The sequence below is a fragment of the Craurococcus roseus genome, assembly GCF_039523795.1.
In the GTDB taxonomy this organism is placed as follows: Bacteria; Pseudomonadota; Alphaproteobacteria; order Acetobacterales; family Acetobacteraceae; genus Craurococcus; species Craurococcus roseus.
Genome location: NZ_BAAAFZ010000067.1, coordinates 1 through 11,921 on the forward strand (window position 1 = coordinate 1; position 11,921 = coordinate 11,921).

An 11,921-nucleotide genomic window follows, 5' to 3' on the forward strand; every position below is an offset into this window, starting at 1 on the left:
GCCCTGGAACTTCACCATCGAGCGTACAGCCGCGTAGATCGGCTGACGCTTACCGTGGTTCACCAGGGGGCCGAGCGACGGGTGGCGGCCCCGGAGGGCGGCGTAGATCTTCTCGTAGCCCCGATTGCCCAGCGGCCGGCCGGTCCGGTTCACGAACAGGAAGGGGTGCCTGCGGGCATGGGAGAAGCGCTCGCGGTCGGACCGGTGCTCCATGATCCAGAGCGCCAGGATGCCGCGATGGTCGTCCTCGAACTCGAGCACCCGGGGGAGGGTCTTGGCGACGGGCTGGTCGGCCCGGGGATCCTCCGGGTCGTCGTGCCGGCGGTGGACGGTCAGCGTGGCCGGGTCGTCCGACTGGCGGAAGTCGCGCGTCTTCAGGCCGAGCGTCTCGCCGCTGCGCAGCCCGAAGCGGTGGGCGGTGGTCAGGATGGCGTGGGTGCGGCGCTGCACGCCCGCTGTCCAAGGGTTCTCCGGGCTGCACGGTGGTGCTGGAGCGGAACCGCTACGGCCGCGGCCAGCACCGTTTCCGCCCCGGCTTCCTCGACTCCGCCGGTCACTGCGGCTTCCGGCCGCGGCTGTGCCAGCCCTACCGGGCGAGGACCAAGGGCAAGGTGGAGCGGTTCATCCGCCACCTGCGCGGCAGCCTCTGGGCGCCGCTGGCGAGCCGGGTGGCGGCGGAGGGCGTCGCGGTGGACCGGGCGGCGGCGAACCTCGCGGCCGGGCGCTGGCTGCGCGAGGTGGCGAACGCGCGGGTGCATGCGACGACCGGCGAGGCGCCCGCCCTGCGGCTGAAGGCCGAGCGCGGAGCGTTGCGTCCCGCGCCGCCGCCCTGCGGCGGGCTGGCGCTCCGGCCAGCTCCGCCCTCGACGCCCCGGACGCCGTTCATCGGACCGCAGCACCCGCTGGCGGTCCACGACGCGCTGTTCGCCGCGCCGGTGGTGCCGGGGGCGGCGCCTCGAGCGACGGCACGCGGCGCCAGCGCATCGCCGGGCTCTGCGCCGAGCTGCGGCTGGCGGCGGTGGCCGACCTCTACCCGGTTTCAACCGGCGCCCCGCGCCAAGTGGGTCAGATTCCAGTCGGCGTTGACAGGAGGATGTCGGAGGCGCGCTCCGGGCACGCGACCGAGCGGTGGGGCGATGCAACGCGCGGCAGTGGTGGCGATCACCGCCGCCGCGCCCGCCCGCCTAGCCGCCCGCCTGGGGCCGGCCAACGACCGGAGGCGGCACCCCCAAGATAAGCCTGGATACCGGATCGGGGCGGCGACCCCGCCCGAAATCGGGCGAGTGGTCACGGCCATCGCCAGCGCCCCTGGAACTTGCCCTAGTTTACCGTTTACAGGCTCAGGAGTGGTTCGCTCTATCCACTGAAACGCACCGGGAACACGGCTTGGCAAATCTTGGCCTAAGCACTTGATTATCTTGAGGAGCCCGACTCGGCGCTCACAAATACGGAACTGGTTCGTTCTAGACTCGCATCGGCATCAACACGTAGAGCGCTTCCGGCTTCTCCGCGTCCATCACCAGCGTCGGCGCGCTGCCGTCGGCGAAGCGGAATTCCACTTCGTCGCCGATCTGGTCTGTGATGTCGTTGAGGTAGCGCGCCTGGAAGCCGATCTCGATCGGCGCCGCCTCGTACCGCACCACCTCGGCGTCCAGCTCTTCCTCCGCCTGCCCCTGCTCGGCGCTGCTGGCCGAGAGCAGCAGGCGGTTGCGGTCCAGGCTCAGCTTCACCGGGCGCGACCGCTCGCTGCTGATGGCGGCGACGCGGCCCACGGCCTCGGCGAACTCCTTTTTCTTCACCCGCAGCACCTTGTCGTTGCCGCGCGGGATGACGCGGTCGTACTCCGGGAAGGTGCCGTCGATCAGCTTGCTGGTGAGGTGGACGGAGCCGAGGTCGAAGCGGATCTTGGTCTCCGACAGGTGGACCTCGACCGGCTCCTGCGTCTCCTCCGCCAGCTTGCGCAACTCCACCACCGTCTTGCGCGGCACGATCACGCCCGGGATGCCGCCGGCGCCCTCCGGCAGGTCCTCCTGGAAGCGGGCGAGGCGGTGCCCGTCGGTGGCCACCGCGCGCAGCTTCTTGGCGCCGTCGCTGTCGACGGCGTGCAGGTAGATGCCGTTCAGGTAGTAGCGCGTCTCCTCCGTGGAGATGGCGAAGCGGGTGCGGTCCACCAAGTCGCGCACCTGCCCGGCGCCGAGGGCGAAGCGGTGCGGCAGCTTGCCCTCCGTCATGGAGGGGAAGTCCTCCACGGGCAGCACGGCGAGGTCCGTGTGGAAGCGGCCGGCTCGCAGCTTCAACGGCGCCTCGCCGCCGCCGTGGTCCAATTCGACCCGCGCGCCCTCGGGCAGCTTGCGGACGATTTCGTAGAGAGTCGCCGCCGGCGCCGTGGTGCGGCCGGGCCGGACCACCTGCACGCCCGGCACCTCCTCGACCACCGCGATCTCCATGTCGGTGGCGGTCAAGCGCAGCACGCCCTCCTCGGCGGAGAGCAGCACGTTGGCCAGGATCGGGATGGTGTTGCGCCGTTCCACCACGCTCTGGACGTGCGCGAGTGCCTTGATGAGGACCGCCCTCTCGACCGTGAACTTCATGCGAAACGGCTCCCCAGCTCGCGCGCGCGGCGGACGCTCCCCCGCGGCCCCCCGGACGCGAAGGGCAGCCATCCTACCAGCGCGTAACCGTTTGAGTAAGGGTGCTCCGGCCGCCGCCCGGCCGGATGGACGTTGCGAGGACGGTTCAGGTTTCTAGCATCTTCCGCAGCAGCGAAACGTCCTCGGCGAAGGCGGCGTCCTCCGCCATCAACTCGGCGACGCGAGACACCGCGTGCATCACCGTGGTGTGGTCGCGGTTGCCGAAGCGCCGGCCGATCTCGGGGAGCGACCGCTGGGTGAGGTGCTTGGCGAGGTACATCGCCACCTGCCGCGGCCGGGCGACGCTGCGGGCGCGGCGGGCCGAGGACATGTCGGTGAGGCGGATGTTGTAGTGCTCGGCCACCCGCTTCTGGATGTCCTCGATCGAGACCCGCTTCTCGTGCGCGCGCAGGAGGTCGTGCAGCACCTCGTGCGCGGAATCGACCGTCACCGGCCGGCCGAACAGGTTGGCGTGCGCCAGGAGCCGGTTCAGCGCGCCTTCCAGCTCGCGGATGTTGGCGGTGATCTTGTGCGCGAGCAGTTCCAGCACGCGGGGCGGCACCGCCACCTGCGCCGCCGCGGCCTTGGCCTCCAGGATGGAGAGGCGCAACTCGTAGGTGGTGGCGTGGATGTCGGCCACCATGCCGCAGCCGAGGCGCGTGCGCAGCCGGTCCTCGATGCCTGCGAGGTCGGAGGGCGGCTTGTCGGACGAGACGACGATCTGCTTGCCTTGGTCCACCAGCGCGTTGAAGGTGTGGAAGAACTCCTCCTGCGTGTTGTCCTTGCCGATCAGGAATTGCAGGTCGTCGATCATCAGCACGTCGACGGCACGGAGCGTCTCCTTGAATTCCATCGTGTTCTGCGAGCGCAGCGCCGCGATGAAGCGGTACATGAACTTTTCGGCCGACATGTAGGCGACGGTGCGCGGCGGCTGCAGGTCACGGATCGCCCAGGCAATCGAGTGCATCAGGTGAGTCTTGCCCAGGCCGACGCCGCCGTAGAGGAACAGCGGGTTGAAGCCGGGGAAGGCCGGCCGCTCCGCCACTCGGCGCGCGCAGGCATGGGCGAACTCGTTGGGCTTGCCCACGATGAAGGTGTCGAAGGTGAAGCGGCCCTCCAGTGGCGCCACCCAATCCGAGCGCGACTCGGCGGCCCCGCCCGCGACGGCCGGCGAACGCGCTTCCGCCGGACGGGGCGACGACAGGCTCTCGGCCAAGCCCTTCCCGTCGGGCGCCGCCGGCGCGGTGTCGTCGGGGTCCCCGATCGCCGCGGCAGCATCGGGAGCGCCGCTTTGCGAGATCCGGAGGTCGACGCGGCGCACCGCCGGGTATTCCGCCTGCCACAGCACCCGGAGGCGGTCGCCGTAGTGGCTGTTCACCCAATCGCGCATGAAGCGCGTGGGCAGCAGGATCACGACCTCGTCCCCTTCGACGCCGAGGAGGGTCATCTGGCGGAGCCAACTTTTGTACTCGCTGTCGCCGACCTCGTCCCGCAAACGGCCCCGCACCCGCGCCCAACCCGATACGATCTGCGCAGATGCCTGGGGGGCCAACGTGCCGACCTCCTGTTCCATTCTTCGCACCTACTGCCGGACCGATGCCCGCTCCGCGGCCCCGGGCGGGAGACGCCCACGACACGCGAAAGGACGACTCGAAGAAGGTCGTTCTCGACTGGTCCGTCGATCAGCGCCCACCGAGGGTGCCGCCGAAGGCCCGATCACGTTACGCGACGTTAGCTTGGCCGCAAAAGTGTAGCAAACGCCAATCAACGGACACGAGGAAGATTGAGGGCGTGCGTCAACAACACCACAACGGCATACAAGTCTTCGTGGCGAGGAATAGTGATCGGAACTTGCGCGTTCCGACGTCCCTTCGGTGCGGTACTTGGAGACGGCGCGCGGCGCCGCCTCACGCGCTCTGCGTGCCGCCCAGGACCTTTATGCGCGCGGAAAGCCGCGACAGCTTCCGCGCCACCATGTTGCGGTGGAGCACGCCCTTGGTGACCGCCCGGTGCAACTCCGGCTGGGCGACGCGGAACGCCTCCTGCGCCTGCGACTTGTCGCCGCCGGCGATGGCCTGCTCGACCTTCCGCAGGAAGGTCCGCACGCGCGAGCGGCGGGCGCGGTTGCGGGCGGTGCGTTTTTCCGTTTGGCGGATGCGCTTGCGTGCGGATGCCGTGTTCGCCATGGCAGTGCGTCGTGGCTCTCGAAAAGTGGTGATGGCCCACCCGGCCGCCGGTGCGGGGCCATCGGGCGAAGGGGGGCTTCTACTGCCCCCCCTCGCCGCACGTCAAGCGATGGCCGGCTTGGCGCGCTCGGGGCAGGAGCTCAGCGGTTGCGGAACGCGGGCTTCCGCTTCTCCGCGAAGGCGGACATGCCTTCCTTCTGGTCCTCGGTCGCGAAGAGCGCGTGGAACACGCGGCGCTCGAACTTCACGCCTTCGGCGAGCGTGGTCTCGAAGGCGCGGTTCACCGCCTCCTTCGCGGTGGCGACCGCCGGCGCGGACAGGGCGGCGATCGCCTCGCCCATCTTCACCGCCTCCGCCACCACCTCGCCCGCCGGCACCACGCGCGAGACGAGGTTGGCGCGCTCGGCCTCCTGCGCGTCCATCATCCGGCCGGTCAGCACCATGTCCATCGCCTTGGACTTGCCGACGGCACGGGTGAGGCGCTGCGTGCCGCCGGCGCCGGGGATGATGCCGAGGTTGATCTCCGGCTGGCCGAAGCGGGCGTTGTCGCCCGCGATGATGATGTCGCACATCATCGCCAGCTCGCAGCCGCCGCCGAGCGCGTAGCCGGCCACAGCGGCGATCACCGGCTTCTGCACCTGCGTCACCGCCTCCCAGCGCTTGCCGATGAAGTCGTCCAGGTAGACGGCCGGGTAGGTGCGCCCTTGCATCTCCTTGATGTCCGCGCCCGCTGCGAAGGCCTTTTCGCTGCCGGTGATGACGATGGCGGCGACGTTGGAGTCCTCGTCGAAGCCGCGCAGCGCCTGCCCGAGTTCCCCCATGAGCTGGTCGCACAGGGCGTTCAGCGCCTTCGGCCGGTTGAGGCGGACCACCGCCACCCGTCCCTGGGTCTCGGTCGCGATCATCTCGTATCCGGCCATGCGTCCGTCCCTCCGTCCTTGGCCCTGCTCTACCTCAGCGCTGCAGCCGCGGGCAATGGAAGGAGGAGCGCCCCGCCTGCACGGTGCGCCTGATGCCGGGGCAGTCCGGCGGCCCCGAGCACGCCTCGCAGGGCTCCCCCTCGCGGCCGTAGACCTTGAAACGTTCCTGGAAAAACCCGATCCCGCCGTCGGCTCGGACGTAATCGCGCAGCGAGGAGCCGCCGGCCTCTATGCTCTCCTCCAGCACCGCGCGGATCGCCGGCACCAACCGCCCGGCGTCCGCCGCGGTGACACTCGACGCCTCGCGGAGCGGCGACAGCCGGGCGCGGAACAGCGCCTCGGACACGTAGATGTTCCCGAGGCCCGCCACCACCTTCTGGTCGAGCAGCGCCGCCTTCAGCGGCGTGCGCCGGCCGCGCAGCGCCGCGAGCAGGACGGCGGGCGTGAACGCCGGCTCCAGCGGCTCCGGCCCGAGCCCGGCCAACAAACGGTGTTCGTGCTCCTTCTCCGTCGGCAGGAGGTCCACGCAGCCGAAGCGGCGCGGGTCCACGAAGCCGACGCGCACGCCCTCCGCCGTCTCCAGCGCCATGTGCTCGTGGAGGGCGGGCGCGTTCGGCGGCGTGTCGGTCCGCCGCGCCACCATCCGGCCGGACATGCCGAGGTGGACCAGCACCGAGTCGCCGCCCGAGAGCCGGATCAGCATGTACTTGCCGCGGCGGCGGAAGCCCTCCACCCGAGCGCCCGCGAGCCGTTCCGCCAAGCCCGCCGGGAACGGCCAGCGCAGCCCCGCGCGCGCGACGCTGGCGGCGCGGATCACGCGCCCTTCCAGCACCGCGGCCAAGCCGCGCATCACCGTCTCCACCTCCGGAAGCTCGGGCATCCCTTCCCCCGCCTCGTGCGCCGCTGCGCGCCCCGGCCTGCTCGGCCCGCGATTCGCGTCCAGGGTGTTTCCACCCGGGGCGATCGCGGCCTAAGGTGCCGACCGCATGGGCGAGCGCAATCCCGACACCGTCGATTTCGGCTACCGCGAGGTGCCGCGCGCCGAGAAGGCGCGCATGGTCCGCGAGGTCTTCGACAGCGTGGCCCCGCGCTACGACCTGATGAACGACCTCATGTCGCTCGGCGTCCACCGCGCTTGGAAGCGCGCGTTCGTCAACGCGGTCGGCGCCGGCCCGCGCGACACCCTGCTCGACCTCGCCGGCGGCACCGGCGACGTCGCCTTCGCGGCGCGCGCGCGGGGCGCCGGCCGCGTGGTGCTCTCCGACGTCAATCCGGCGATGCTCTCCGTCGCGCAGGGGCGGGCGCTGGACCGCGGCATCGTGGACGGTGTCCTCTTCCTCTGCGCCGATGCCGAGCGCCTGCCGCTGCCGGACCGCAGCGTGGAGAAGGTCTCCATCGCCTTCGGCCTCCGCAACTGCACGGACAAGCCGGCGGTGCTGCGCGAGGCGCGGCGCGTGCTGCGCCCGGGCGGGCGGTTCCACTGCCTGGAGTTCAGCCGCGTCGAGGTGGAAGCGCTGGCGCCCCTCTACGACGCGTGGTCGTTCCGCGTGCTGCCCGCCCTCGGCGCGCGCGTCGCCGGCGACGCCGAGAGTTACCGTTACCTTGCCGAAAGCATCCGTACCTTCCCAGACCAGCAGGCTCTCGCCACCATGCTGCGCGACGCGGGGCTGGAACGGGTTTCGTGGCGCAGCCTCTCGGGCGGCATCGTCGCCATCCACAGCGGCTGGCGTTTCTGAAGCGCATCAAGCGGGCTCTGTTGCTCCGCGATTGATGCGCCGCGCGCCCGCATGTCGTATACGTCCACCCCAAAGGGGACGATTCAGCTGCCATACAAAGGCGGGCGGACGGCGGCAAGAGGGGCAGGGTCGGTAACGGAATGCGCCAGCAACCGAATTTCTACCGGCTGGACCGCTCGGGAGCGGGTGGTGTCGGCCGCGGCGAGCGGTCGCCGGACGGCGCGCCGTCGATGATGGTGCCCCTGCCGCCGGGCTGGCTGTGCTTGCAGGATTGCAACGTCAGCGGCCAGCTCAACCAGCCCGTAGTGGTGCCTTTCGTTCTTATGCACCCGGACATCGGGGTGGCGATGATCGACATCGCGCCCGCCCAGAACCCCGAAGCGGAACAGATCCTGCGCCGACGGTTGGACGCGGCGCGCTTCGAGAGCATCTTCCCGGGCTTCCTGCCGATCCTGCACCTGCGGCTCGACCGCGCCGACCTCCCCGCGACCGAAGCGATCCTGCGCGACGCGTTCGCGGCCATGCCGCCGCTCTCCTTGCCCGGCGGCGACGGCTGGATCAGTGTGGTGCGGCGGGCTCTGCTGCCGCGCGATCCATCGCGCGCGGCCGCCCATCCTGGCTTCCCCGGCGAACAAGCCCGGCGCCCGCCGCGGGAAGCCGCCGCCGGGCCGGCGCAGGAACCGAACACGGACCCCGACATGCTCCAAAGAGAGGCCACGGTGGCGCGCGCCGCGGCGAAGCCGTCCTTTGAAGAAGCGGTGTCGCCGGTGCCGGCGGCCCGGCCCACCGGCGCGCTCCCTTGGCTCATCCTGTCCTGCGTCGGCGGCCTTATCGCCATGCTCGCCTTGTTCAGCCTCCTCGACACCGGCCCCTCCGGCCCGCCGATCGCGGCCGAGGAAGCCAACGACGTCCCCGCGGCCTCCGAGCCGGCCCGGATCGCTGCGGCCCCGACATCCCCCGCCAGGACGCCGGTGCCCGATCCGGCGGTGTCTCCGAAGCCGCCGGCCGCGCCCGCTGCGGCTCCGCCGATGCCTGCGCCTGCCGCCGCCGCCGCGCCGCCGCCGCCGCTCGCCGCGTCTCCCCCCATGTCCACCGGCGCCTCCACCCCGCCGACCCCGGCCCAGCGCCCCGCCCCGCCTCCGGCGGCGGCCCCGGCAGCGGCCGCGACGGACCGCTCGCCGCGGGTCACGGTGCGCCAGCCCGCCAACCTCCGCACCGGTCCGGACAGCCAATCGAACATCGTCCGCGTGGTGCCACGCGGCGAAACCTTGCGCGTCCACGGGCGGACGGCGAACGGCTGGGTGCAGGTGGGCGACGCCGAGCCGCGCGGCTGGCTCCACACCAGCCGGCTCGGCGAGATCGAACAATAGGCCCTGTGCGGCGCGCGGCCCCCGTCGAAGCGTGGTCCGTTTGATCGCTCGGGCGGGCGATGCGGGAGGGACGCGTCCGCCGTCCGCCGTGGCGGCTCCTGGCCGTGGCGACGCGGAGCGAAAGGCGCGTCCTGTCCCCCGAAGCGGTTGGCGTTGTCCGGTTCTGGGCGCCAAAGCGGCGCAACGATCCGGGTCCGCACCGCTTCAGCGCAGCAGCCGCCGCACCAGCGCCCGCGCCCGCGCGCCCCGCGGCGGGTCGAGCAGGCGGGACAAGCTCCACCGCCCGTGCGCCACGCGTGCGCGCATGGTGCTGAACTCCAAGAAGCCCGCTTCGCCGTTTCGGCGCCCGAAGCCTGAGGCGCCGACGCCGCCGAAGGGCAGCGCCGGGAACGCCGCGTACTCCACGCAGCGCCCCGACACGACGGCCCCGCTGCGCGTGCCGTCGGCGACGCGCGCTTCTTCCGCGGCGGTGGCGCCGAACAGGTAGATGGCGAGCGGCGCCGGCCGCGCCGCGATCCAAGCGACCGCTTCGCCCAAATCCGGCACCGGGACGACCGCGAGCACCGGGCCGAAGATCTCCTCTCGGTGCAACGCGTGCCCGGCCGGCGCTTCGGCCAGCGCGATGGCCCGCCGCCGGCCGGGACCGTCCTCCGCGAGCGGCGTCAGCGCGGCGCCCTCGCACAGCGCCTCCAGCCGCGCCGAGTGCCGCGCGTTCACCACCGCCGTTTCCGGCAGGCCGATGCCGCTCGCCCGGCACGCCCGGAGGAAGGCGTCGCGCCCGTGCCCAACCAGCAGCACGGTATCCGGTGCGATGCAGGTCTGCCCCGCGTTCACCGCCTTCCCGGCCAGGATGGCGCGCGCCGCGTCGCGGAGGTCGGCCCCCGGCAGCACCACCGCCGGGCACTTGCCGCCAAGTTCCAGCGTGACCGGCACCAAGCCGTCCGCCGCCGCTCGCATCACGCTCCGGCCGACGCCGGTGCCGCCGGTGAAGACGAGATGGTCCCAAGGCTGCGCCGCGAAGTCCGCCGCGACGTCCGGCCCGCCCTGCACCACGCGGGATATGTCCGAACCGAGCGCCTCCCCCACGATATCGGCCAGCAGCGCCGCGGTGCGCGGCGTGGCTTCTGCGGGCTTCAACGCCACGCGGTTGCCCGCCGCAAGAGCGTCCACCGCCGGAAGGAGGGCGAGCTGCACCGGGTAGTTCCAGGGAGCCATGATGCCGACGACGCCCTTCGGCACCGGCTCCACCGAGGCGCGCACCGGCCGGAACGCGACGGGCGCCGGCACGTGCCGCGGGCGCGCCCACCGCCGCAGGCGCCCCCGCGCGTACCGGGCGGCCTCCACCACGAGCATGACTTCGGCCAGCAGCGTTTCCTCGACGCACCGCCCCCCGTAATCGGCGTCCACCGCTTCCGCGATGCCGTCGGCCCGCCGGAGCATCGTGGCCGCGAGCGCGTCCAACGCGCCGCGCCGCCGGTCGAGCGGCAGCGCGCCGCCATCCCGCGCCTCCGCTTCGCGCAGCGCGGCCAATGCTTCGGCGGGCGTCATGCCGCCACCACGCGAGGGGCGCCGGGCCGCCGGCGGTCGGGCCGCGGCGCCCTGCCATCGCGCGCCCCTGCCCGATGCGGCGGGGCCGGCGCTTTGCCGCGAAGGAGCAAGCAACGCCACCGGCGCGCCGCGGGATCGCGGCCGCCGGGGCGTCGGAGACGGGCCCGGGACGGGCGAGTGGCGACGCCCTGCCGCCGCGCGCTCGGCACGGCCACGGCTTCGGACCGCGGTGTCATGCGCGCAGGGCCGCCCGCGCCGCCGCTTCGCCGCTCAGCACTGAGGATTCGATGGTCGCCGGCAGCGCCGGGTGCGTCCAATCCCCGGCCAGGGCGAGGTTCCGCAGCGGCAGGCGCGGCGGGCGCGGCGGGGCGCCGGGCACGTGCCGCGGCGTCGCGCGCCGCTCCTTCACCACGCGGCACGGTGCCGGCGCCTCGGGCCACGCGCCCGGCAGGCCGAAGGCGAGCGCCGCCTGCCGCAACTCCGCCCAGGCGCGCGGCGCGAGCGTGGAGGCGTCCTCGCGCGCCTCCGAGTCGCCGGCACTGACCGTGACGCTGACGCCCGCGGGCCGCACCAGCACCCACTGGCACAGCGCGCCGAGCAGGCCGAGGAAGCGCACCGGCCCCGGCGTCCGGTGCGCGAAGTGCAGGTTCACGATGGGCGCGTGCGCCGAGGGCACCGCGAGCCCCGGCAGCAGCCGCGACGCTTCCCAGGGCGGCACCGCCAGCACGGCGGCGGCGCCCCCGTCAAGCGCAACCGTGCCATCGTCGAACTCCAGCGCGGCGGCCCTGCCGTTCTCGGCGGCGAGCCGGCGCAGCCTGGCGCCGAAGCGCACCTCCGCGCCCGCCGCCTCCAACGCCGCCAGCGCCGGTCGCACCATGTCGGGGCCGAGGCCCTCGCGCGCGACCAGCAGCCGCGCCCCCGCGCGCCCGCCCGCGCGCAGCAGCACGGCGCCGAGCCGGCGCGACGACGCCTCCGCGCTCGGCGTATTGAGCGCGGCGACGGTCAGCGGCTCCACGAAGCCGCGGTGGAACTCCGGGTGCCGCGCCATCACCTCCGCCACCGGCCGGTCGCCCCAAGGCAGCGCGCACCGTGCCAGCGCCAGCAGCGCGCCGAGCGAGACGCCCGCCGGCCGCAACCCCGGCGCCGTCCACCCGAGCGGCGAGAGCGAAACCCGCGCCGCCCGCCCGGTGGACAGGTCGAGCACCGGCAGCCCCTCCGGTTCCGGCTCCACCCAGCCGTCCCGCGCGCCGACGCGCTCCAGGAAGCGCAGCGCCGCCCGGTTGCCGCCCACCAGCGCGTGCGTCCCGTTGTCGCCGCCGTCCGGCAAGGAGCGGGCGCGCCCGCCGGCGCCGGGCGCCGCCTCGTGCAGCGCCACGCGCCGCCCCGCGTCCGCCAGCCGCAAGGCGCAGGCGAGCCCGGCGACGCCGGCGCCGACGACGTGGACGGTGCCGCTCATGGGCGGCCCAAGCCCAAGGCCATCCAGGCCATGCGCCCCTTCTCGGCGGGTGTCAGGCGCGGGCGCGGGCGCGCT

Annotated in this window: 10 protein-coding genes; 2 read left to right on the plus strand and 8 right to left on the minus strand. The window is 73.2% G+C overall.

What is annotated here, in order from left to right; genetic code table 11:
- The 6 genes from ABD067_RS20395 to mutM form a co-directional block, all read right to left on the minus strand.
- A partial coding sequence (locus tag ABD067_RS20395) for a site-specific integrase (protein ID WP_343897229.1) occupies window positions 1–450 on the minus strand: 450 nt, incomplete at its 3' end.
- A 1,013-nt stretch (window positions 451–1,463) separates the two neighbouring features.
- Window positions 1,464–2,591, minus strand: a complete 1,128-nt coding sequence (dnaN, locus tag ABD067_RS20400; protein ID WP_343897230.1) for a DNA polymerase III subunit beta — start codon at window positions 2,589–2,591, stop codon at window positions 1,464–1,466.
- Window positions 2,592–2,736: 145 nt separating this feature from the next.
- Window positions 2,737–4,203, minus strand: a complete 1,467-nt coding sequence (gene dnaA, locus ABD067_RS20405; protein WP_343897231.1) for a chromosomal replication initiator protein DnaA — start codon at window positions 4,201–4,203, stop codon at window positions 2,737–2,739.
- A 334-nt stretch (window positions 4,204–4,537) separates the two neighbouring features.
- A complete protein-coding gene (gene rpsT / locus ABD067_RS20410) occupies window positions 4,538–4,816 on the minus strand; it encodes a 30S ribosomal protein S20 (RefSeq protein ID WP_343897232.1) in 279 nt (92 codons plus the stop codon).
- Between the two features lie 140 nt (window positions 4,817–4,956).
- Window positions 4,957–5,721, minus strand: a complete 765-nt coding sequence (locus ABD067_RS20415) for an enoyl-CoA hydratase (protein ID WP_343897233.1) — start codon at window positions 5,719–5,721, stop codon at window positions 4,957–4,959.
- A 49-nt stretch (window positions 5,722–5,770) separates the two neighbouring features.
- Complete coding sequence (mutM, locus tag ABD067_RS20420) at window positions 5,771–6,616, minus strand: bifunctional DNA-formamidopyrimidine glycosylase/DNA-(apurinic or apyrimidinic site) lyase (protein WP_343897234.1); 846 nt, start codon at window positions 6,614–6,616, stop codon at window positions 5,771–5,773.
- A 106-nt stretch (window positions 6,617–6,722) separates the two neighbouring features.
- On the opposite strand from mutM, the gene ABD067_RS20425 reads away from it, so the two are divergent.
- Both ABD067_RS20425 and ABD067_RS20430 read left to right on the plus strand, forming a co-directional pair.
- Complete coding sequence (locus tag ABD067_RS20425; RefSeq protein ID WP_343897235.1) at window positions 6,723–7,472, plus strand: class I SAM-dependent methyltransferase; 750 nt, start codon at window positions 6,723–6,725, stop codon at window positions 7,470–7,472.
- Between the two features lie 140 nt (window positions 7,473–7,612).
- Window positions 7,613–8,842 (plus strand): SH3 domain-containing protein, encoded by a 1,230-nt coding sequence (locus ABD067_RS20430; RefSeq protein WP_343897236.1) that lies wholly within the window; start codon window positions 7,613–7,615, stop codon window positions 8,840–8,842.
- A 204-nt stretch (window positions 8,843–9,046) separates the two neighbouring features.
- Here the strand turns inward: ABD067_RS20430 and ABD067_RS20435 are convergent, their stop codons facing one another.
- Complete coding sequence (locus ABD067_RS20435) at window positions 9,047–10,390, minus strand: aldehyde dehydrogenase family protein (protein WP_343897237.1); 1,344 nt, start codon at window positions 10,388–10,390, stop codon at window positions 9,047–9,049.
- 232 nt (window positions 10,391–10,622) lie between these two features.
- Window positions 10,623–11,846 (minus strand): hydroxysqualene dehydroxylase, encoded by a 1,224-nt coding sequence (locus ABD067_RS20440; protein ID WP_343897238.1) that lies wholly within the window; start codon window positions 11,844–11,846, stop codon window positions 10,623–10,625.
- Window positions 11,847–11,921: the final 75 nt, after the last annotated feature.